The sequence below is a fragment of the Streptomyces mayteni genome (genome assembly GCF_054783955.1).
Genome location: NZ_BAAGPR010000052.1, coordinates 1 through 19,769, shown reverse-complemented (window position 1 = coordinate 19,769; position 19,769 = coordinate 1). Strand labels below are relative to the sequence as shown.

Genomic DNA, 19,769 nt, shown 5'->3' with positions numbered 1-19,769 from the left:
GGGAGCGGATCCGTAGCCGCGGTACTCACTCTCGGGGACCAGCCGCGGACGGTGCGACTCGGCCTTCCGGGTGAGGCGTTCCGGCCCCGCTCTCCCTACGCTCGGGTGGATGTTCGACGATTCGGGTTCGCGGCGCGGGGGCCGCCTCACGGTGCGGGCGGCGACCGTGGTGACGGCGGTCGCGCCGGCGCTGCTCGACCAGCCGACCACCGACACCTCGGGCACCGCCTGGCTGGCGCTCGGCGGCTACGCGCTGGTGGCCGCGGCGGCGATCGCGCTGGGGCCGCGCTGGCCGCTCGGCACGTTCGTGGCGACGCTGTCGACGCTGGGCGTGGCCGAGGTCGTGGCGGCGGCGGTCGAGGCCAAGATCAGCCCGCTGGCGGTGCTGCCGCTGGCGTTCGGCCTGTACGCGCTCGGCGCGCACAGCCGGCCGCGGCGGGCGGTGCTCGCCATGGTGGGCGGCGCGGCCGTGGTGCTGTTCGGGGTGGGGGTGAACCACGCGACGGCGCCCGACGGTTGGCGGGGCGGCTCCGACGTGCTGGCGCTGCTCGCGCCGCTGCCCGCGGCCTGGGCGCTCGGCCTGGCGGCGCGCGGCCGGCGCGAGGAGCTGGCGGCGGCGGCGCGGCGGGCCGAGGCGGCGCGGCTGGCCCAGGAGTGGCGGGAGGAACGGGCGGCGACGGCCGAACGGCTGCGGATCGCCCGGGACATGCACGACGTGGTGGCCCACTCGTTGACGCTGCTCGTGGTGCACGCCGAGACGATGCGGGCGCGGGGCGGCGAGCTGCCTGAGTGGGCGAGCCGGAGCGTGGACTCGATGGCGGCGGCGGGCCGGCAGACCACGGCCGAACTGCGGGAGCTGCTTGGCTATCTGCGCGGTTCGGCCGCGGCCCGGGAGGCGGCGCCCCGCGATCCGGCGCCCCGGCTCGGCGCGGTGCCCGAGCTGGTGGAGGCGGCGCGGCGAGCGGGGACGCCGGTGTCGCTGCGCCTGCCGGCGGACGCCGAACTGCTGCCTGGCGCGGTGCAGTCGGCGGGCTACCGGATCGTGCGGGAGTGCCTGGCGAACGCGCGCCGGCACGCGCCGGGGGCGCCGGTGCGGGTGGCGGCCGAGCTGGTCGACGGACGGGCGGCCAGGTTCGAGGTGGAGTGCGGGCCGCCGCCCGCGGACCATCCGGCGGCCCGGGGCGCGGGGGTGGGGCTGCTGGGGCTGCGGGAGCGGGTGACGGCGCTGGGCGGCAGCATGACGGCGGGGCCGGCGGCGGGCGGCGGGTTCCTGGTGAGCTGTACGGTTCCGGTGAGGTAGCCGGGCGTCGGCCGTGCGCGGCCGCGAGGTCAGGGAGTGGTCAGGCGTCATGTCCGACGGGGGCGGCCGGGTCGTGCGGGTGGTGATCGCGGACGACGAGCGGGTGGTCCGCGACGGGGTGCGGATGATGCTGGAGACCCAGCCCGACCTGGCCGTGGTGGGCACGGCGGGGGACGGCGAGCACGCGCTGCGGCTCTGCGCGGAGCTGCGGCCCGACGTGCTGATGCTCGACGTGCGGATGCCGGGGCTCGACGGGCTCGCGGTACTGGCCGAGTTGGGGCGGCGGGGGCGGCTCGGCCGGGACGGGACGCGGGTGTTGATGCTGACGACCTTCGACCTGGAGGAGTACGTGGCGGAGGCGCTGGCGGCGGGCGCCAGCGGCTTCCTGCTGAAGAGTTCCTCCTACGAGGAGCTGACCGCCGGGGTGCGGGCGACGGCCGCCGGGGACGGCGTGCTGAGCCCGCGGGTGGCCGGGCGGATCATCAGGGAGTACGCGGCGGCGCGGCGGGCCGAGCGGCCCGATCCGGCGGCCCTGGCGCGGGTGGCCGAGCTGACGCCCCGGGAGCGGGACGTGCTGCGGCTGATCGGCGAGGGGCTGTCCAACGGGGAGATCGCCGGGCGGCTCACGGTCTCGGCACATACGGTGAAGTCGCATGTGAGCCGGCTGCTGGCGAAGACGGGCTGCCGGGACCGGGCCCAGGCCGCCGTGCTGGCCAGGCGGTTGGACTGAGCCTGGTGCTCCGGTGACGGAGTTCACGGACCGTTATTGCATAACCATGAAAGTGCGCGTATATACTTCCAGTCTTCTCGATCGAACACGATTCCGACGACCGATGGAGTCATCCCATGGCGACAGATCTCACGGGCCGCCACCTGCTGCGCGAGCTGGACCTCACCCCGGCCGAGTTCGGGGGTCTCCTCGACCTCGCGGCGGAGCTCAAGGCCGCCCGCCGGGAGGGCACCGAGGAGCGCCGGCTCACCGGCCGGCGGATCGCGCTGATCTTCGAGAAGAGCTCCACCAGGACCCGCTGCGCCTTCGAGGTGGCGGCCTTCGACCAGGGCGCCCACACCACCTACCTCGACCCGTCCGGCTCGCACATCGGCCGCAAGGAGTCCGCGCAGGACACCGGCCGGGTCCTCGGCCGGATGTTCGACGCCATCCAGTACCGGGGCAGCGCCCAGCGGACCGTGGAGGAGCTGGCCGAGCACGCCGGCGTCCCGGTCTACAACGGGCTGACCGACGACTGGCACCCGACGCAGATGCTGGCCGACACGCTGACCATGGTCGAGCACGGCGGCGGCCGCCCGCTGGCCGAACTCGCCTTCGCCTACCTCGGCGACGCCCGCAACAACATGGGCAACTCCTACCTGGTCACCGGCGCCCTGCTCGGCATGGACGTACGGATCGTGGCACCGCGCCAGCTCTGGCCGGCCGAGCCGGTGCGGGCCGAGGCCGCCGCACTGGCGGCCCGCACCGGCGCCCGGATCACCCTCACCGAGGACGTCGAGGAGGGCGTGCGGGGCGCGGACTTCGTGGCCACCGACGTGTGGGTGTCGCTCGGCGAGCCCGAGGAGGTCTGGGACGAGCGGATCGCGCTGCTGCGGCCCTACGCGGTGACGACGGACGTGCTGCGGGCCACCGGCAACCCGGCCGTCCGGTTCCTGCACTGCCTGCCCGCCTTCCACGACCTGGGCACCGAGGTCGGCCGCGAGGTGCACGCCCGGCACGGCCTCGACTCGCTGGAGGTCACCGACGAGGTCTTCGAGTCCGCCCACTCGGTGGTCTTCGACCAGGCCGAGAACCGGATGCACAGCATCAAGGCGCTGCTGGTCGCCACGCTGGCCGGCCGCTGACCTTCAGCCCGCCCTGACGCCGACGAGGCTGCTCAGATCCGGCGCCAACCGCAGCTCCACGGCGCGCAGCGCCGGATGGCCGAGCCAGTGGGCACGCGCCGGATCGGGCCCGGCCCGGCCGGGCGTGAAGTCGTCGACGACCAGCGCGCCACCCGGTGCCAAGAGCGACTCCGGGTCGGCCGGCTCCTCGCCCGGCTTCTTGCCGCCACCGCCACCGTCGAGCACCAGCAGGTCGAACGGCGCGTGGCCGGCTATCTCCCGCCAGTCGCCGCACAGCACGGTGACCCGGCCGTCCCCGGCGAAGAGCCGGGCCGCCGCCTCGGCGAGTTCGGGTTCGCGCTCCACGCTCACCAGCCGCGCACCGGGCGAGGCGGCCGAGGCCAGCCAGGCGAGGCCCACCCCGCAGCCGGTGCCGGTCTCGCCGATCGCCCCGGCCGCACCGCCGGCCAACGCCGCCAGGAGCCGGCCCTGTTCGGGCCGACACGAGTAGGCGAAGCCCTGGGCGCGGGCCAGCCGGACGGCGGCCGCCACCAGGGGCGGCAGCCCCTCCGCCGCCTCGTACGCCGCGGTGCCTGCCAGCGACATGGATCTCAACTGCCTTCTTTCGGGGAGGCCCCGGCGCTCAGATCATGGGAACACGTGTGTCGTTGATCGCTGGTCGGGGTGGCGGCTGTCTGATCAGGGTACGTGTGGGGGCCGTCGTGCGTATTGTCCTTGGGTGGGTTCGGGATGGCATGGCGTCCCGGCTGGGGATCGTGCGGAGCGAGATGGCGCGGGTGAGGGCGGTTGTGGAGGCTGGGCATGCCCGCTACACCTATCGGCTGCGCGTGTCGTCCACAGCCCGCGCCGCTTTGGCGGCGGAGTGGGGCCGGTGCCGCTGGATCTGGAATGAGTGCGTGGCCAAGTCCAAGCAGGTCCACGCTTGGAACAGAACTCGGCCCGAAGGGGCGGACCAACGGACATGTGGTCCGGCGCAGCTGGACAAGATGCTGACCGAGGCCCGCGCCCACACGTTGTGGCTGCGTGGGGGCTCGTCGGTTCCCCAGCAGCAGGTCATCCGCGACTTCGGCCGCTCCCGCGCGAAGGCGCACAAGGACATCAAAGAGCGCCTGCCCATGGCGCGACGGGCCGGGATGCCGAAGTGGAAGAGGAAGTGTGAGGCGCTGCCGAGCCTCAATTACACCAAGCGAGGCTTCCGGCTGAGTCACGGCATGCTGCATCTGGCGGGCGGCATCGTTCTGACGGTGGTGTGGTCCCGTGATCTGCCGGCCGAGCCGTCGAGTGTGCGCGTGTACCAGGACGGTCTGGGGCATTGGTACTGCTCGTTCGTCGTCCCCGGCCAGATCGAGCCTTTGCCGGAGACCGGCCGAGTGCTCGGCGTCGACTGGGGCGTGAGGGAGACCGCGACCACCACGTCCGACGCGCATGACCTGCCGCACGCCGAGTACGGCAAGAAGGCCCAGGCGAAGCTGACCCGGTATGACCGGATGATGGCCCGCCGCAAACCGAAGAATGGCCAGCCCGGATCGAAGGGCTACCGCGAGGCGAAGCGGCTGCGGGCGAAGGCGTACAAGAAGGCCGCCCGCCAACGCGAGGACACCGGCCGCAAGTGGGCCAAGAAGGTCGTCCGAGACCACGACGCCATCGCCGTCGAGGACTTCCGCCCGAAGTTCCTCGCCAAGACCACCATGGCCCGCAAAGCCGCCGACGCCGCCATCGGCGCCACCAAGACCGCCCTGATCGAGATGGGCCGCAAACACGGGCGGGACATCAACCTCGTACACCCCACGCACACCACGATGGACTGCGCCAGCTGCGATGCGAGAGCCAAGCACGCACTACCGCTGAGCCAACGCACCTACACCTGCACCACCTGCGGAACCGTCTCCCCACGAGACAAGAACTCCGCATACGTCATGCTTATCCGGGCTGGTCTCAACCCGGCTGGCGCTGAAGGCGGAAGACCTCCCGGAGCGCTGCTCCAAGAGGCGGCCTGAGCCAGGAATCCCCTCCCGCCTCAGGGAGAGGAGGATTCAATCCCCCGCCTCGTGGACCAGGATCGCCACCTGGACCCGGTTGCCGCAGTCCAACTTGCCCAGGATCCGTGAGACATAGGTCTTCACGGTGGCGACGCTCATGAACAGCTCGCCGCCGATCTCCGCGTTCGACTTGCCCTCGCCGATGGCGCGGGCCACGTCCCGCTCGCGGTCACTGAGCGCGGCCAGCGAGCCCCGGGCCCGGTCGGCCTTCCGGCGCCGCTCCTCGTCCCGGTCGGTCTTGACCACGTGGTCGATCAGCCGGGTGGTGACCGCCGGCGACAGCATGGACTCGCCGCCGGCGGCCCCCCGCACCGCCCGCAGGAAGTCGGTCGGCGGAACGTCCTTCAGCAGGAAGCCGTTGGCCCCGGCGCGCAGCGCCCGCAGCACGTACTCGTCAGTGTTGAAGGTGGTGAGCACGATGATCGCCGGGCCCTGCTCCCCGACGGTTGCCGAGCGGAGCGCCTCCGTGGCGGCCAGCCCGTCCATCCTGGGCATCCGGATGTCCATCAGCACCACGTCGGGGCGGAGCCGCCGGGCCGCCTCCACGGCCTCGGCGCCGTCCACCGCCTCGCCGACCACCTCGATGCCGGGATCGGCGCCCAGTATCAGCGAGACGCCCGCCCGCACCAGCGCGTCGTCGTCGGCGATCAGGACCCGGATCAGGTCGGCCACGGCAGCCATGCCTCCAGACGGAAATCGATCGCGCCGGCCTCGCCGCGGCGCGCCCCGTAGTCGATGCGCCCGCCCGCCAGCGACACGCGCTCGCTCAGCCCGACGAGGCCCTGCCGCGCACCGGGCAGCGCCGGCCTGGCCTGGCCAACCGTCAGCGGGTTGTCCACCCGGACGTGCAACTCCCCCTCGCCGGTGCGGTCGAGCAGCACCCTGGCCCTGCGGCCCGGCGCGTGCTTGCGGGCGTTGGTCAGCCCCTCCTGCACCACCCGGTAGGCGGTGCGGCCGATGGACGCCGGCAGCGCGCCGGCCGCCTCGGGCAGCCGGTCGACCAGGGCCACCGAGGCGCCGGCCGCCCGGGACTCGCCGACCAGCTCCGCGATGTCCGCGACGCCCGGCTGGGGCCGGGTGGCGGCCGGCGCCGCCGCCCCCTCGGCCACCGCCTCCCCCGACCGCAGCACGCCGAGGATCTCCCGCAGGTCCTCCAGGGCCTGGTGCGCGCTCGACCTGATGGTGCCGGCGACGCGCGCGACCTCGTCGGGGCGCATGTCGGGCCGGATCTCCAGGGCGCCAGCGTGCAGGCTGACCAGGGTGATGCGGTGGGCCAGCGCGTCGTGCATCTCGCGGGCGATGTGCTCGCGCTCCCGGCCGCGGATCCGGTCGGCCCGCAGCGCCGCCTCCGCCTCGGCGCGCTCGGCCCGCTCGCGCAGCGAGCCCACCAGCTCGCGCCGCGCCCGCACCACCATGCCCCAGGCCACGAACGGCACGCTGATCAGGATCGTGAGCACCACGGCGAACGTGGCGAGGCCGACGCCGCCGTATCCGGCGGCGGACAGCGCGGGATCCGGCCGGAGCACGGCGTACGGGACGCTGCCCGCCGTGTGCGCCGCGGTCAGCGCCACCGCGAACCGCCAGGGGCGGTGCACCGCGAGGCTGAACAGCGACACCAGCACCGCGCCGAACGCCATCTCGGTGTACATGCCCACCGGCAGCATCAGCAGCGCCACCAGCAGCGGCCGCTCCCGCCGCTTCCACAGCGCCACCGAGCCGGCCACCGAGAGCACGAGGCCCGAGACCAGGAAGGGGTGGGGAAACCGCGGGTCGTCCCAGGAGTCGAGCAGCAGCGCGAAAGCGCCGAGCAGCGACAGCGTGACGCACGTGAAGTCGACCACCCGGTCCCGCCGGGGCGACCGCACCGCGGACCTCATGACCGCACCAGCGGACGCCAGTACTGCCGGGTGGACTCGTCCCGGACGGCGAATCCCAGCTTCTCCACCTCTTCGCGCAGCTCCGCTATGTCGGCCGACGCCTTCTTCTCCAGCGCGACCTCCCTGGCCTTCAACAGCGCGTTCACCGCGCCCGGCATCTCCGGGGTGTCGGGCACCCAGCGCCGGTACAGCTCGGCGTAGGGATCGGCCTCGACCCAGGGATAGCCGTGGGCGGCGAAGGCCCGCGCCACGTCGGCCGGCTTCTCCTCGCTGGTGTCCCGCAGCAGCTGCCGGGACTCGCGGTCCAGGATGACCAGCCGCTTGCCGTCCATGAAGACCGCGTCGACCGCGGCCCGGTCGATGCCCCAGCGGGTGTCGTTCTTCTCCAGGTCGACCCGGGAGTCGGTGAGGGTGACCTTGAGGCTGGTCGTGAAGGCGACCACCACCAGGGCGAGGCCGGCCAGCAGCCCGAGCCCGCCCAGCGCCGCGCCGACCCAGGGGCCCTCGAACGAGGCCACGAGCTCGAAGGGACCCCGCATCGGCACCCAGGGCAGGCCCATCAGCCAGTCGGCCAGGGACGGCAGCAGCAGACCGAGGCCGGCTCCCAGCAGGGGCGCGCCGATGAGCAGCACCAGCCGGTCGGCCAGGGGCAGCCAGAGCTGGGTGGTGGGTTCCTCGGCCTCGGTGGGCATCGTGCCGCTCCTCGCCCTCTCGTCCTCGCCCCGGTCGGGGGGTGCCACGCCGCGTGGCACACCTCGACGCTAGATCCTCGGTCACCCTCCGCGACAGTCATCCAAAGTCGGAAACCTTCGGCCGACCTGCCGCGCTCCGGCGCACCGTGCCGCACCGTGCCGCACCGTGCCGCGCCGTGAACTCAATGACCGAAAGGCGACTTAGTTCCGCAACCGAGCGCGGCGTAGACAGCCCCGTTTACGCGTAGGCAACATGTGGCGCCCTCATCTCCCGACCAGATGTTCGATGGAAAGGCGGCGTTCCGTGCGCCTGCGTGTACTCCTGTCGCTGCTATCGGCGACGCTGCTCGTGCTACTGGTGCCTCCCCTGTTGAGCTCGGAGAGCTCGGCGGGCTCCGGCACCAACATCCCCGGGCTGCGCTTCATGGTGCCCAACACCCCGGGCGGCGGCTACGACATCACCGCCCGCACCGCCGCGCGGGCCGCCGAGGACGCGGGGCTCACCGGCTCCATAGAGGTGTTCAACCTGCCGGGCGCCGGCGGCACCGTCGGCCTGAGCAGCCTGGTCTCCGACCACGGCAACGGCCGCATCGCGATGTCCATGGGCCTGGGCGTGGTCGGCGCCGTGCACACCAACCAGACGTCCTCCACCCTCGCCGACACCACCCCGATCGCCCGGATCACCCAGGAGTCGGACATCGTCGTGGTGCCGGCCGACTCGCGGTACCAGTCCTTCGAGGAGCTGCTCGCCGACTGGCAGGCCAACCCCGGCTCGCTCCCGGTCGGCGGCGGTTCGTCGCCCGGTGGCCCCGACCACCTGGCGCCCATGCTGATGGCCCAGGCGGCCGACATCGACCCGCGCGAGGTCAACTACGTCTCCTACGACGGCGGCGGCGAGCTGCTGGCCTCCGTCCTCGGCGGCCAGGTCGCGTTCGGCGTCTCGGGCGTCGGCGAGTACCGGGACCAGATCGAGGCCGGCGAGCTGCGGGTGCTCGCGGTGACCGGCCCCGAGCGCGTGGACGGCGTGGACGCGCCCACCCTGACCGAACTCGGCGTCGACGTCGAGTTCACCAACTGGCGCGGCATCGTGGCGCCGCCCGGCCTGACCGACGCGGAACGCGAGCGGCTGATCAACCTGGTCACCGAGCTGCACGAGTCGCCCGAGTGGCAGGAGGCGCTCGAGGTCAACGGCTGGACCGACGCCTTCGTCACCGGCGAGGACTTCGGCGACTTCCTGGCCGCCGAGGACGAGCGGGTCGATGGAATCCTGAGGGAGCTCGGACTGTGAACGACACCACCACCAACACCGCGCCCCCGTCGGGGCTGCGTGAGCGCCTCAGGGGCCGCTCCGAACTGGGCGTCTGCGCCCTGCTGTTCGCCCTCGGCCTGCTGGTGCTCGGCGACGTGCTCACCATGAACACCGACTTCGCACAGCGCGGCCCCGTCGGCCCCAAGACCGTCCCCACGGTCGTCGGCTTCGCCCTGCTGGTCGTCGCGGTGCTCCTCGCCGTCGACGTGCTGCGCGGCGGCCGTGGCCAGGCCGAGGGCGGCGAGGACGTGGACCTCGAACGGTCAGGCGACTGGCGCACGGTCGCGCTGCTGGTCGGCGTCTTCCTCGCCAACGCCGCGCTGATCCAGCCGCTCGGCTTCCCCATCTCCGGCGCCCTGCTGTTCTGGGGATCCGCCTACGCGCTGGGCAGCCGGGCCTACGACCGCGATCCGCTGATCGCGGCCGGGCTCTCCATCGTCACCTTCTTCGTCTTCGACACCCTGCTCGGCACCCCGCTGCCCGGCGGCCCGCTGATGGAAGTGCTGTAGCCCCATGGACTCACTGAACTCGCTCATCGAGGGCTTCGGCACCGCCCTCACCCCCACCCACCTGCTGTGGGCCGCGGTCGGCGTGCTGCTCGGCACCGCCATCGGCGTGCTGCCCGGCATCGGCCCGGCCATGGCGCTGGCGCTGCTGCTGCCGGTCACCTACGCGCTCGACCCCACCGCCGCGTTCATCATGTTCGCCAGCATCTACTACGGCGGCATGTTCGGCGGCTCGACCACCTCGATCCTGCTCAACACCCCGGGTGAGACCGCGGCCGTGGTGGCCGCCATCGAGGGCCATCCGATGGCCCGCGCCGGGCGCGGCTCCCAGGCCCTGGCCGCCGCCGCGATCGGCCACTTCACCGGCGGCATGATCGGCACCATCCTGCTGGTGGCGCTCGCGCCCGTCGTGGCCGAACTCGCCGTGGACATCGGCGCGCCGGACTACTTCGCCATCATGGTGCTGGCCTTCGTCGCCGTCACCTCGGTGCTCGGCAGCTCCCGGATCAGGGGCTTCGCCTCGCTGCTGATCGGCCTCACCATCGGCCTGGTCGGCCTCGACCGGCTCACCGGCCAGCAGCGGCTCACCTTCGGGACGCTGGAGCTGGCGGACGGCATCGACGTGGTGATCGTGGCGGTCGGCCTGTTCGCGATCGGCGAGGCGCTGTACGTGGCACTCCACCTGCGCCGCGGCACCCAGGAGCCGATACCGGTGGGCCGCCCCTGGCTGGGCAAGGAGGACCTGCGCCGCACCTGGAAGCCGTGGCTGCGCGGCCCGCTGATCGGCTTCCCGTTCGGCGCGGTCCCGGCCGGCGGCGCGGAGATCCCCACCTTCCTCTCCTATGTGACGGAGAAGCGACTCTCCAAGCACAAGGACGAGTTCGGCAAGGGCGCCATCGAGGGCGTGGCGGGACCCGAGTCGACGGCCTCCGCCTCCGCCTCGGGCACCATCAGCGCCATGCTCACGCTCGGCCTGCCGACCACGGCCACCACGGCCGTGATGCTGGCCGCCTTCCAGACCTACGGCATCCAGCCAGGACCGCTGCTGTTCGAGCGGGAGTCCAGCCTGGTGTGGGCGTTGATCGCCTCGCTGTTCGTCGGCCTGGTGATGCTGCTGGCGCTCAACCTGCCGCTGGCGCCGCTGTGGGCCAAGCTGCTGCGGATCCCGCGCCAGTACCTGTACGCGGGCATCCTGTTCTTCGCCGCGGTGGGCGCCTACGCGGTGAGCTCGCAGCCGCTCGACCTGGTGATCCTGCTGGTCATCGGCCTGATCGGGCTGATGATGCGGCGGTTCGGACTACCGGTGCTGCCGGCCGTCCTCGGCGTGATCCTCGGCCCCTCGGCCGAGCTCCAGCTGCGCCGGGCGCTGCAGATCAGCGACGGCAGCCTCAGCGGCCTGGTCAACTCCCCGTTCGCCGTGACGGTGTACGTCGTGGTCGGGCTGATCGTGCTCTGGCCGCTGCTGCGGAGGGCGCTGCCGCGCCGTGAGCGGGAGCGCACGCCGGTGGCGTGAGCCGACGGCACCCGCGCCGCCCCTCCCGACCGCCCTGGCGTTCGGGAGGGGCGGCCGCTTTACGGGAGCGACGCCCGCCATGTCCGGCGGTACCGTGGAACCATGGGGGACGGAGGCAGACAACCGGGGCCGGTCGCTGGCGCGTTGCGGCGTGCCCTGCGCACCGCGGCCTGGCTGGCGCCGCTGGTGTTCGCGGTGGTGACGGCCGGAGTGCTGCTGCTCACGAATGGCGGCGCGTCCGACGGCATGAACCACCCGCCCGATCCCGGGACCACCACCTCGCCGACGGAGGCCGGGGTGCCGGGCACCTCGGTCGGCGGCGAAGGCGACGGCGAGAGCAACGGTCCGCTGGACGGCCTGGGCTCGGCCGCCGGGCTCGGCGCCGGCGCCGCCCTGGTCACCGCGCTCGGCACGGCGGCGTCCCGGGTCCTGGTGGCCATGGGGCAGTTCAGGCTCGCCAACGCCAACGCCGAGGCCATCCGGGCCGGCCGGCCGCCCGCCCCGGCCCAGGACCCCGGCGAGGGTCCTGAGGGGGACGGCCCGCCCTGAGCCGCCGGCTCAGCGCGGGAGGGCGCGGCCTTCGCCGGTGACCCTGACGAACGGCTCGGCGACCGCGGACGAGGTCAGCGCGCCGTAACTGGCGGGCCGCCGGAAGGCGTTGCCCCAGGTCTCCCGGCGCCGGTAGGCGCGCAGCGCGGCCAGGTCGAAGACCGCAGGGTAGACGCCCGCCGCCTCGCCGGCCTCCACCACCAGCATGTCCCGCGATCCGCGGGGGCCGAACGCCATGCCGTCGAAGGCGATCGAGTGCCCCCAGCCGGCGCCCGCGTAGTTGGCCATCGCCAGGGCCAGCATGTTCTCGTACGCGCGGGCCCGGAACTGGTCGAGCCGGTTGCGTTCCAGGTCGCAGGCGTTCGGGGTGAGCACCAGTTCTGCGCCGGCCAGCATCAACGCCCTGGCGCTCTCCGGGAACTCGCGGTCGTAGCAGATCATCGCGCCCACCCGGACGGGTCCTGCGGCGGTGTCCAGGGTGGCCACGTCGAAGGAGTCGCCAGGCGTGAGGGCGGCCTCGGGGGCGTCGAACGCGCAGGTGTGCACCTTGGCGTGGGTCAGCGCCAACTCGCCGTGCCGGTCGATCAGGAAGAGGGTGTTGCGGGGCGCGCCAGGCCACGCCTCGAAACAGGTGAGGGCGATGGCCATCCCCAACTCGGCGGCCAGCGCGCTGAAGTGGGCGACGTACGGGGAGTCGGCGGCGACGGCCTCGCCGCGCCAGCCCTCGCCGCCCGCCGGGACGGCGAGGGGCGGCCGGCCGGCCCAGAGCTCCGGGTGCCGGTAGAGGTTCCCCTGCTCGCGCTCCGCCGACGGCACCCACTGGTAGCCGTTGCTCCACATCTCGGGGAAGAGCGCGATGTCGGCGCCCAGCGCCGCGGCGCGCCGGCAGGCGGTCTCGCCAGCCTCCCGGGTGGCCGCCGACTCGGGCGCGGGGCGGTCGAGTTGGAGCAGGGCGACGGTCAGTGTGGTCATGGGTCGGTGTCCTTCCTTCGCTGGGGTGGTGGAGACGTCCTGCGTCGGAAGGAGCGGAGGGGCCCGCGAGCGGGGCCGGCGTCAAAGCATGGGCTCACCGTACCCGCGGAGGGCCGCCGCCGGGCGGCGCGGCCGAGAGCGGGGAGGCCCTTCGGATCGGCGCACGGCCAGGCGGCGGCCGGCGAGACCTCTGCCCTGCACCGCTGAGGTCTCGCCCGCTGGTGGCGAGTCTGCCGGAATCCCGGGGGAACGCCATGGGGCAGCGGCGGGATTCGGTCGCGATGCGTGGCATGCCCATTACCAACCGTCAGGCGTCCCGCGGGGCGCCTGGCGGCCCCTGAGCCGCCGGCGCCGGTGCCGGGCCGGGCTGTCGGTGACGTCTGAAACCGCCGCAACACGGCCGGAATTCACAGACCGAACGGGGTCAGCCAGCGTCCGCGAGGACGGCGGCGAGCTCCGCGATCCGCTCCGGGCCGACCCGGCAGCAGCCACCGATCAACCGGGCGCCCGCGTCCCGCCAGGCGAGGGCCGACCCGGCCGGCCACCGCGCGGTGCCCCGCCACCTCCGCCCGGCCGCGTCCCACTCCTCGCCGCTGTTGGGATAGGCGACCACCGGCTTGCCCGTGGTCGCCGCCGCGAGCTCGACGGCGGGCGAAACCTCCGCCGGATCACAGCAGTTGACGCCCACCGCCAGCACCCGGTCGTCGCCGGCCGCGAGCGCGAACGCCTCGGCCAGCGGCTGCCCGGCGCGCGTCCGCCCGCCCGCCACGGTGTACGAGAGCCAGACCGGGACGCCGCAGCCCTCGGCGGCCCGCAGCAGCGCCTCCGCCTCGACCACGTCGGGCACCGTCTCCAGCGCCAGCAGGTCGGGGCCGGCGGCCGCCAACGCCTCGATCCGCGGCCGGTGGAACGCGACGAGCTCGGCGACGCCGAGGCCGTAGCGGCCCCGGTACTCCGAGCCGTCCGCCAGCACCGCGCCGTAGGGCCCGACGGAACCGGCGACCAGCACGTGCCGCCCCTCCGCCGCCGCGTCGTCGGCCGCCGCCCTGGCCAGCCGCACGCTGTCGCCGAACAGCCGCTCGGCCGCGGCCCGTTCGACGCCGTGCCGGGCGAAGCCGGCGAACGACGCCTGGTAGCTGGCGGTGATCAACACGTCGGCCCCGGCGCGGACATAGGCGGCGTGCGCCGCGCCGATCGCCGCCTGGTCCGTGCGGAGCAGGCCCGCGGTCCACAGCTCACCGTCCACCCCGTGGCCCCGGGCGGCGAGCTCGTTCGAGAGACCACCGTCCAGCACCAGGGGCGACGACAAGTCGATCGTCACGTCAGTTGGGGCGCGACCTGGGAGGCGATCAGCTCCAGGTGGTCGAGGTCCGACAGGTCGAGGATCTGGAGGTAGAACCGGGACGAGCCGGCCTCGGCGTACCGGCCGATCTTCTCCGCCACCTCGGCGGGGGTGCCGGCCAGGCCGTTCCGCCGGAGCTCGTCCACCTCCCGGCCGATGGCGGCCGCGCGGCGCGCCACCTCGACGTCGTCCCTGCCGACGCAGGCCACCAGGGCGTTGGAGTACACCAGGTCGTCCGGCTTGCGCCCGGCGTCCTCGGCGGCCCGCCGCACCCGCTCGAACTGGGCGGCGCTGTCCTCGGCCGAGGCGAACGGGATGTTGAACTCGTCCGCGTAGCGCGCGGCCAGGGCCGGCGTGCGCTGCTTGCCCATGCCGCCCACCAGGATCGGCACCCGGTCCTGGACGGGCTTGGGCAGCGCCGGCGAGTCGGCCAGCTGGTAGTAGGTGCCGTCGTACGAGAACGTCTCGCCCGCCGGCGTGCCGAGCAGCCCGGTGACGATGGCCAGCTGCTCCTCGAGGCGCGGGAACTTCTCCTTCGGGAACGGGATGCCGTACGCCGTGTGCTCGGCCGCGAACCACCCGGCGCCGAGGCCGAGTTCGACCCGGCCGCCGGACATCGCGTCGACCTGCGCCACCTGGATGGCCAGCACGCCTGGCAGCCGGAAGGTGGCGGCGGTCATCAGGGTGCCGAGCCGGATCCGGCTGGTCTCGCGGGCCAGCCCGGCCAGCGTCAGCCAGGCGTCGGTCGGACCGGGCAGGCCGTCCGCGTCGCCCATGCTCAGGTAGTGGTCGGACCGGAAGAACGCGTCGAAACCGAGCTCCTCGGTGGCCTTGGCGACGCTCAGCAGGGTGTCGTAGCTGGCGCCCTGCTGCGGTTCGGTGAAGATACGGAGGTCCATGCCGGCATTCTCTCCCGGGCGGGAGGCCGGCCGGGCGGGAGGCCCGCTCTCGGCGGGCCGGCTCCACGCCCCACGTCACTCCACGTCACTCCACGCAGGCGTCCGCGTCGACGCCCTCGACGCGGTCGAGCAGCCGGCGAAGGGCAGCGAGCTCCCGCTCGTCGAGGCCGTCGAACAGCTCCGCCTCGACCGCCCGCACCGCCTCGTCGACCGCGCCGACCAGCTCCCTGCCGCGGTCGGAGATCTCCACGACGTGGCGGCGCCGGTCGGCCGGATCGCGGCGGCGGGCCACCAGGCCGCCGTCCTCCAGGGTGTTGAGCAGCGAGACCAGCACGCTGGGATCGACCGCCAGCTCCTCGATCAGCGCCTGCTGGCTCAGCCGCTCACGCGCGGCCAGCAGCCCCAACACGTGGGCGTGGCTGAGCTTGAGCCCCCGCCCGGCGAGCGCCTGCCGGATCCGCGCCTCGGCGAGCCGTCCCGAGCGGGCCAGGGTGAAGCTGACACGGTCGATGATCACCTCGCCAGTCTATCAACGGGCCACAACGATAGGAATAGGACGATCGTTGGTCATGTTCCACGATCTGATAGATTCCACGAAACGGGCCCCGGCGGGGGCCACCTCGCCAGCGCGGCGCACTCGAGACGGGAGTCATCCCATGACCGACTACGGTCACGACCTGCGGTTCGGGTCGTTCCTCACCCCCCTGAACCGGGACGCCGAGCGCGTGGTCGACCTGGCGGTGCTCTCCGAGCGGGCCGGTCTCGACCTGGTCACCTTCCAGGACCACCCCTACCAGCCGGCCTTCCTCGACACCTGGACCCTGATCAGCTGGGTCGCCGCCCGCACCGAACGCGTCCACCTGGCGGGCAACGTCACCAACCTGCCGCTCCGCCAACCCGCGGTCCTGGCCCGCTCGGTGGCCAGCCTCGACCTGCTCTCCGGCGGCCGCGTCGACCTCGGGCTCGGCGCCGGCGGCTTCTGGGACGCCATCGAGGCGATGGGCGGGCGCCGGCTGACTCCGGCCGAGAGCGTCGTGGCGCTCGGCGAGGCCATCGACATCATCCGCGGCATCTGGGCGGCCGACGACCGCGCCCCGCTGCGCGTCGACGGCACCCACCACCGGGTCGGGGGCGCCAAGCGCGGCCCGGCGCCGGCGCACGACGTGCCGATCTGGCTCGGCGCCTACAAGCCCCGCATGCTGCGGCTGATCGGCGAGAAGGCCGACGGCTGGCTGCCCAGCCTCGGCTACCTGTCCACGCCCTCCCTGCGCGAGGGCAACGCGATCATCGACGAGTCGGCGGGAAGGCACGGCCGCGACCCACGCGAGATCCGCCGGCTGCTGAACATCTCCGGCGCCTTCGGCGCCTCGGCCGAACCGTTCCAGGGCCCGCCCGCGCAGTGGGTCGAGCAGCTGCTGCCGTTCGTGCTCGACGACGGCGTCGGCACCTTCATCCTCGGCTCGGACGACCCGCGGACGCTCCAGACCTTCGCCGAGGAGGTGGCGCCGGCGCTGCGCGAGCGGGTCGCCGCCGAACGCGGGTCCGCCGGCACGCCCACCGGCGGCGTCCGCCCGGCCGCCGCCCTCGCCAGGCGCCGCGCCGGCATCGACTACGAGGGCGTACCGGCCGCCCTCGCCGAGCGGGCCGTCGAGCCGGGCGACCGCGAGTTCCCCACGGTCCGCTCCACCTACCTGTGGCACGGCTCCCCCGGGCTCGTGCTACGCCCCACCACACCCCGGGAGACCGTCGAGGCCCTGCGCTTCGCCCGTGCCCAGGACGTGCCGTTGGCGGTGCGCAGCGGCGGACACGGCATCAGCGGCCGCTCCACCAACGACGGCGGCGTCGTCATCGACCTCGGCGCCCTCGACGGCGTCCAACTCCTCGACCGCGAACGGCGGCTGGTGCGGGTGGGCGCCGGCGCCCGCTGGGGCGACGTGGCCGCCACGCTCGCCCCGCACGGCCTGGCCATCAGCTCGGGCGACAGCGGCGACGTGGGCGTCGGCGGGCTCGCCACCGCCGGCGGGCAGGGCCTGTTCGGCCGCTCCTACGGCCTGACCATCGACCATCTCACCGGCGCCGAGGTGGTGTTGGCCGACGGCTCCCTGGTGCGCGCGGACGCCGAGCACCACCCCGACCTGTTCTGGGCGCTGCGCGGCGCGGGGGCCAACGTGGGCATCGTCACCTCGTTCGACATCGAGGCCGCCGAGCTCGGCGACGTCGTGCACGCCCAACTCCTGCACGACGCCACGGACACCGCCGAGCTGCTCCGCGCCTGGGGCGCGGTGAGCGAGGCCAGTCCACGGGAGTTGACCGCGTTCCTGATGCTGGTGCGGCAGGGCGGGCAGCGGCTCGCGCAGACCTACGCCGTCTGGGCCGGCGACGACACGGAGCGGGCGGCCAAGGCCCTGGCCCGCTTCCTGCCCATCGCCCCCGTACTGCACCAGAGCGCCCAACTCCTCCCCTACGCCGCGGTGGTGGCGCCGGCGCGCCAGCCGCACCGCGGCTACTCGCCGCTCCGCGGCCACGGCGCGCTGGTGGCGCACGTGGACGCCGACACCGCGGACGTCATGGCCGGCCTGTTCGACCGCGGCGACTCGTCCTACCTCCAGATCCGCACCGTGGGCGGGGCGGTGAACGACATGCCGGCCGACGCCACCGCCTACGCGCACCGCACGGAGAACTTCTCCCTCTTCGCCGCGGTGCGGACCGGCCACGAGGAGGCGGCCCGCCGGGAGTGGCGGCGGCTCCCGGCCTCCGGGATCTACCTCAGCTTCGAGACCCACGACCACGCCGACGCGCTGACCAGGGCCTTCCCGCCGGCCACCCTCGACCGGCTGCGCAGGGCGAAGGCCGCCTACGACCCGGAGAACGTGTTCCGGCACAACTTCCCGATCACGCCCGCCACTTCGGTGGGCCCGGCGGGCGGCTGAGCCGGGGCGCTGGGGCGCTGGGGCGCCGGGCGCCGGGGCGGCCGTCAGCCCTCGGCGGACGGCACCCGGCGTTGGCCAGGGGTCAGCAGCGCCGTCTCGCCAGGGGAGATGTCGGGCCGGAGCACGTCCACCCCGCCGGGGCGGAAGAGGGCGATCTCGCCCGGCGCCAACGCGGCGGTGACGCGGGCCGGTTCCGGGCCGAGGACGCGCTCCACCGGCTCCGCGAAGTGCGCGTCGAGCGCCAGCACCGCGTCGGCCGCCGTCCAGAAGGCCGAGCGGCGCGGCGCGGCGCGCGTCACGTGCAGCACCGTGCGCCAGGGGCCGGCCGCCAGCGCGACGTGCGGGGCCCGGCGCAGGTCGCAGACCAGGGCCTGCGGGCCGTCCGCCACGGTGGGGGGCGCCGCCGGGTTGCCAGGCCAGGCCGGGATGGTGTCGAGGACCGACAGCCGGTCGCCGGCGGCCTGCGCGACGCCCGTCCACTGGTCGACGACCCGGGTGACGGCCGTGACCCGGGCGCCGACCGCCAGCAGCCGCAGCGCGAAGAGCCGGCCGAAGAGGGACTCGCCGAGCACACCGATCCGCATGCCGGCAGGGCCGGGCGCGGGGATCGCGACGGGCTGGCCCGCCCGGTCGGTGCCGAGGTGGATGCCGGTGAAGGCGGGCGTGAGCCGGCAGTCGGCCGGCTCCTCGTCCCGCCACGAGGTGGCCGGGAGTTCGGCCAGGTCGGGGATGGTGGTCACCGCGTTCCTCCCGTCGTCGTGAACCCGGTCGCCTCGACCAACCGCCACCACGTGGCGGACAGCCCGGCCACCCCCGAAACGCTGGTCACCGCGTTCCCCCCGTCGTCGTGAACCCGGTCGCCTCGACCAACCGCCACCACGTGGCGGACAGCCCGGCCACCCCCGAAACGCTGGTCACCGCGTTCCCCCCGTCGTCGTGAACCCGGTCGCCTCGACCAGGGAGCGGGCCGGGTAGGCCACCGGGAGGGTGGCGAGCAGGCCGGCGGTCTGGTCGGCGGCCGATGGGCCGACGACGCCGGCCTTGACCAGCCGGTCGCGTTCGGCCGCCGCGTGCTGGGCCATGGTGCTGACGACCCGGACCGCCGTCCGCACCCGCAGCTCCGTGCCCTCCCTGGTCAGGGTGGCGGCGGTGATCACCCGGTCGGCGGTGCAGGTGGCCAACGAGCCGAGCAGCCGCGCCCAGTCGGACTGGTTCGCCACCTCGGCCGTGACGGTGCAGTGGGTGGCCGCGCTGCCGGCCCAACTGCCGGTGATCGCCCGGCCCTCGGGCGACGCGTCGCCGATCTGCCGCAGCAGGTCCCGCAGCTGTCCAGCGTCGAGCGGCAGGCTCGGCATGCCGCGGGTGGCGAGGGCGGCCCGGATCCTGGCGGTGGCGGCGGCCTCCGCGGCCCGCGCGCCGGCCGCGCCACCGCCGCGCCGCTCGGCCGACTCGGGCGCGTCGAACGGCTCGTAGCGCAGCACCAGCCAGGAGCGCACCGCCACCGGGCGCCCGGCGAACGGCAGTTGGCGGTAGGCGATGGTGGGCTGGTAGCGGTAGTGGAAGTCCCAGGGCGGCAGGCCGAACTGCTCGACGACGAGTTGGGCGGCGGCCGGGCGGGCCGGGTCCTCGTCCAGCCAGCGGGCGATGACGCCGGCCGGCAGCGAAGGCAGCACCCCGCCGGGGAACTCGACGATCGCGGCGTGGCCGCGGCCGTCCGCCAGCACGCCGAGGTCACGGCCGTTGCGGTCCGGGAACTCGGCGATGTCGAGGGCCGGCAGCAGCGCCGTGGCGAGCCCGAGGTCCGCCGCGTCGGCGCGGTCGGCCGGGGCGGCCGTGCCGTCCGGGGCCAGCGCGTCGCGGCGCAGCCGGTCGAGCAGCCACTGGTCGGCCCAGGCGCCGCGCCGCCGCAGCAGCGAGCCGGCGGTGACGAGCGCGCCGACGCCGGCCAGGCCGTAGCCCCACGGCCCCTGGGAGGCGGCGCCGGCGG

Annotated in this window: 19 protein-coding genes; 9 read left to right on the top strand and 10 right to left on the bottom strand. The window is 74.3% G+C overall.

Annotation, left to right across the window (positions count from 1 at the left end):
* Nucleotides 1–109 precede the first annotated feature (109 nt).
* The 3 genes from ACYVPE_RS22280 to argF all read left to right on the top strand — a co-directional run bounded on the left by ACYVPE_RS22280 (nt 110) and on the right by argF (nt 3,154).
* Nucleotides 110–1,300, top strand: a complete 1,191-nt coding sequence (locus tag ACYVPE_RS22280) for a sensor histidine kinase (RefSeq protein ID WP_461035441.1) — start codon at nt 110–112, stop codon at nt 1,298–1,300.
* A 49-nt stretch (nt 1,301–1,349) separates the two neighbouring features.
* Nucleotides 1,350–2,030 (top strand): response regulator, encoded by a 681-nt coding sequence (locus ACYVPE_RS22275; protein WP_461035440.1) that lies wholly within the window; start codon nt 1,350–1,352, stop codon nt 2,028–2,030.
* A gap of 116 nt (nt 2,031–2,146) precedes the next feature.
* On the top strand, nt 2,147–3,154 hold the full coding sequence (gene argF, locus ACYVPE_RS22270; RefSeq protein ID WP_461035439.1) for an ornithine carbamoyltransferase: 1,008 nt from the start codon (nt 2,147–2,149) through the stop codon (nt 3,152–3,154).
* 3 nt (nt 3,155–3,157) lie between these two features.
* Here the strand turns inward: argF and ACYVPE_RS22265 are convergent, their stop codons facing one another.
* The gene (locus ACYVPE_RS22265) at nt 3,158–3,739 is read right to left on the bottom strand and encodes an O-methyltransferase (protein WP_461035438.1); all 582 of its coding nucleotides are present in this window, start codon (nt 3,737–3,739) and stop codon (nt 3,158–3,160) included.
* A gap of 182 nt (nt 3,740–3,921) precedes the next feature.
* On the opposite strand from ACYVPE_RS22265, the gene ACYVPE_RS22260 reads away from it, so the two are divergent.
* On the top strand, nt 3,922–5,151 hold the full coding sequence (locus ACYVPE_RS22260) for an RNA-guided endonuclease InsQ/TnpB family protein (protein ID WP_461035468.1): 1,230 nt from the start codon (nt 3,922–3,924) through the stop codon (nt 5,149–5,151).
* 36 nt (nt 5,152–5,187) lie between these two features.
* On the opposite strand, the gene ACYVPE_RS22255 is transcribed toward ACYVPE_RS22260, so the two are convergent.
* The 3 genes from ACYVPE_RS22255 to ACYVPE_RS22245 are packed head-to-tail and all read right to left on the bottom strand — an operon-like array spanning nt 5,188 to nt 7,762.
* On the bottom strand, nt 5,188–5,874 hold the full coding sequence (locus tag ACYVPE_RS22255; protein ID WP_461035437.1) for a response regulator: 687 nt from the start codon (nt 5,872–5,874) through the stop codon (nt 5,188–5,190).
* Nucleotides 5,853–7,070 (bottom strand): sensor histidine kinase, encoded by a 1,218-nt coding sequence (locus tag ACYVPE_RS22250; RefSeq protein ID WP_461035436.1) that lies wholly within the window; start codon nt 7,068–7,070, stop codon nt 5,853–5,855. Before ACYVPE_RS22250 ends, ACYVPE_RS22255 begins: the two co-directional genes overlap by 22 nt.
* Nucleotides 7,067–7,762 (bottom strand): YqeB family protein, encoded by a 696-nt coding sequence (locus ACYVPE_RS22245; RefSeq protein ID WP_461035435.1) that lies wholly within the window; start codon nt 7,760–7,762, stop codon nt 7,067–7,069. Before ACYVPE_RS22245 ends, ACYVPE_RS22250 begins: the two co-directional genes overlap by 4 nt.
* A 304-nt stretch (nt 7,763–8,066) precedes the next feature.
* On the opposite strand from ACYVPE_RS22245, the gene ACYVPE_RS22240 reads away from it, so the two are divergent.
* The 4 genes from ACYVPE_RS22240 to ACYVPE_RS22225 all read left to right on the top strand — a co-directional run bounded on the left by ACYVPE_RS22240 (nt 8,067) and on the right by ACYVPE_RS22225 (nt 11,639).
* Nucleotides 8,067–9,050, top strand: coding sequence for a Bug family tripartite tricarboxylate transporter substrate binding protein (locus ACYVPE_RS22240; RefSeq protein ID WP_461035434.1), 984 nt, complete (start codon nt 8,067–8,069; stop codon nt 9,048–9,050).
* Complete coding sequence (locus tag ACYVPE_RS22235; protein ID WP_461035433.1) at nt 9,047–9,580, top strand: tripartite tricarboxylate transporter TctB family protein; 534 nt, start codon at nt 9,047–9,049, stop codon at nt 9,578–9,580. Before ACYVPE_RS22240 ends, ACYVPE_RS22235 begins: the two co-directional genes overlap by 4 nt.
* A gap of 4 nt (nt 9,581–9,584) precedes the next feature.
* A complete protein-coding gene (locus ACYVPE_RS22230) occupies nt 9,585–11,090 on the top strand; it encodes a tripartite tricarboxylate transporter permease (RefSeq protein ID WP_461035432.1) in 1,506 nt (501 codons plus the stop codon).
* A 102-nt stretch (nt 11,091–11,192) separates the two neighbouring features.
* Complete coding sequence (locus tag ACYVPE_RS22225; RefSeq protein ID WP_461035431.1) at nt 11,193–11,639, top strand: hypothetical protein; 447 nt, start codon at nt 11,193–11,195, stop codon at nt 11,637–11,639.
* 9 nt (nt 11,640–11,648) lie between these two features.
* Here the strand turns inward: ACYVPE_RS22225 and ACYVPE_RS22220 are convergent, their stop codons facing one another.
* From ACYVPE_RS22220 to ACYVPE_RS22205, 4 genes are all read right to left on the bottom strand, one after another.
* Nucleotides 11,649–12,611 carry a carbon-nitrogen hydrolase family protein gene (locus ACYVPE_RS22220; RefSeq protein WP_461035430.1) on the bottom strand — a complete coding sequence of 321 codons (963 nt, stop codon included), beginning with the start codon at nt 12,609–12,611 and terminating at the stop codon, nt 11,649–11,651.
* Between the two features lie 424 nt (nt 12,612–13,035).
* On the bottom strand, nt 13,036–13,932 hold the full coding sequence (gene mmuM, locus ACYVPE_RS22215; protein WP_461035429.1) for a homocysteine S-methyltransferase: 897 nt from the start codon (nt 13,930–13,932) through the stop codon (nt 13,036–13,038).
* A complete protein-coding gene (locus ACYVPE_RS22210; protein ID WP_461035428.1) occupies nt 13,929–14,852 on the bottom strand; it encodes an LLM class F420-dependent oxidoreductase in 924 nt (307 codons plus the stop codon). The genes mmuM and ACYVPE_RS22210 overlap by 4 nt, the downstream gene beginning before the upstream one ends.
* 85 nt (nt 14,853–14,937) lie before the next feature.
* Nucleotides 14,938–15,369, bottom strand: coding sequence for a MarR family winged helix-turn-helix transcriptional regulator (locus tag ACYVPE_RS22205; protein ID WP_461035427.1), 432 nt, complete (start codon nt 15,367–15,369; stop codon nt 14,938–14,940).
* A gap of 139 nt (nt 15,370–15,508) precedes the next feature.
* Here ACYVPE_RS22205 and ACYVPE_RS22200 point away from each other — a divergent pair, with 139 nt between their 5' ends.
* Nucleotides 15,509–17,782, top strand: coding sequence for an LLM class flavin-dependent oxidoreductase (locus ACYVPE_RS22200; protein WP_461035426.1), 2,274 nt, complete (start codon nt 15,509–15,511; stop codon nt 17,780–17,782).
* Nucleotides 17,783–17,826: 44 nt separating this feature from the next.
* On the opposite strand, the gene ACYVPE_RS22195 is transcribed toward ACYVPE_RS22200, so the two are convergent.
* Both ACYVPE_RS22195 and ACYVPE_RS22190 read right to left on the bottom strand, forming a co-directional pair.
* Nucleotides 17,827–18,522, bottom strand: a complete 696-nt coding sequence (locus ACYVPE_RS22195) for a hypothetical protein (RefSeq protein WP_461035425.1) — start codon at nt 18,520–18,522, stop codon at nt 17,827–17,829.
* A gap of 174 nt (nt 18,523–18,696) precedes the next feature.
* Nucleotides 18,697–19,769 (bottom strand): type VII secretion protein EccE (locus tag ACYVPE_RS22190; RefSeq protein WP_461035424.1); only part of this gene is annotated, 1,073 nt, incomplete at its 5' end.

What these genes read in the sequence shown, in the direction of transcription:
- ACYVPE_RS22280 (WP_461035441.1), top strand. Translation starts at nt 110, where the DNA reads ATGTTCGACGATTCGGGTTCGCGGCGCGGGGGCCGCCTCACGGTGCGG.
- ACYVPE_RS22275 (WP_461035440.1), top strand. Translation starts at nt 1,350, where the DNA reads ATGTCCGACGGGGGCGGCCGGGTCGTGCGGGTGGTGATCGCGGACGAC.
- argF (WP_461035439.1), top strand. Translation starts at nt 2,147, where the DNA reads ATGGCGACAGATCTCACGGGCCGCCACCTGCTGCGCGAGCTGGACCTC.
- ACYVPE_RS22265 (WP_461035438.1), bottom strand. Translation starts at nt 3,739, where the DNA reads ATGTCGCTGGCAGGCACCGCGGCGTACGAGGCGGCGGAGGGGCTGCCG.
- ACYVPE_RS22260 (WP_461035468.1), top strand. Translation starts at nt 3,922, where the DNA reads ATGGCGCGGGTGAGGGCGGTTGTGGAGGCTGGGCATGCCCGCTACACC.
- ACYVPE_RS22255 (WP_461035437.1), bottom strand. Translation starts at nt 5,874, where the DNA reads ATGGCTGCCGTGGCCGACCTGATCCGGGTCCTGATCGCCGACGACGAC.
- ACYVPE_RS22250 (WP_461035436.1), bottom strand. Translation starts at nt 7,070, where the DNA reads ATGAGGTCCGCGGTGCGGTCGCCCCGGCGGGACCGGGTGGTCGACTTC.
- ACYVPE_RS22245 (WP_461035435.1), bottom strand. Translation starts at nt 7,762, where the DNA reads ATGCCCACCGAGGCCGAGGAACCCACCACCCAGCTCTGGCTGCCCCTG.
- ACYVPE_RS22230 (WP_461035432.1), top strand. Translation starts at nt 9,585, where the DNA reads ATGGACTCACTGAACTCGCTCATCGAGGGCTTCGGCACCGCCCTCACC.
- ACYVPE_RS22225 (WP_461035431.1), top strand. Translation starts at nt 11,193, where the DNA reads ATGGGGGACGGAGGCAGACAACCGGGGCCGGTCGCTGGCGCGTTGCGG.
- ACYVPE_RS22220 (WP_461035430.1), bottom strand. Translation starts at nt 12,611, where the DNA reads ATGACCACACTGACCGTCGCCCTGCTCCAACTCGACCGCCCCGCGCCC.
- ACYVPE_RS22210 (WP_461035428.1), bottom strand. Translation starts at nt 14,852, where the DNA reads ATGGACCTCCGTATCTTCACCGAACCGCAGCAGGGCGCCAGCTACGAC.
- ACYVPE_RS22200 (WP_461035426.1), top strand. Translation starts at nt 15,509, where the DNA reads ATGACCGACTACGGTCACGACCTGCGGTTCGGGTCGTTCCTCACCCCC.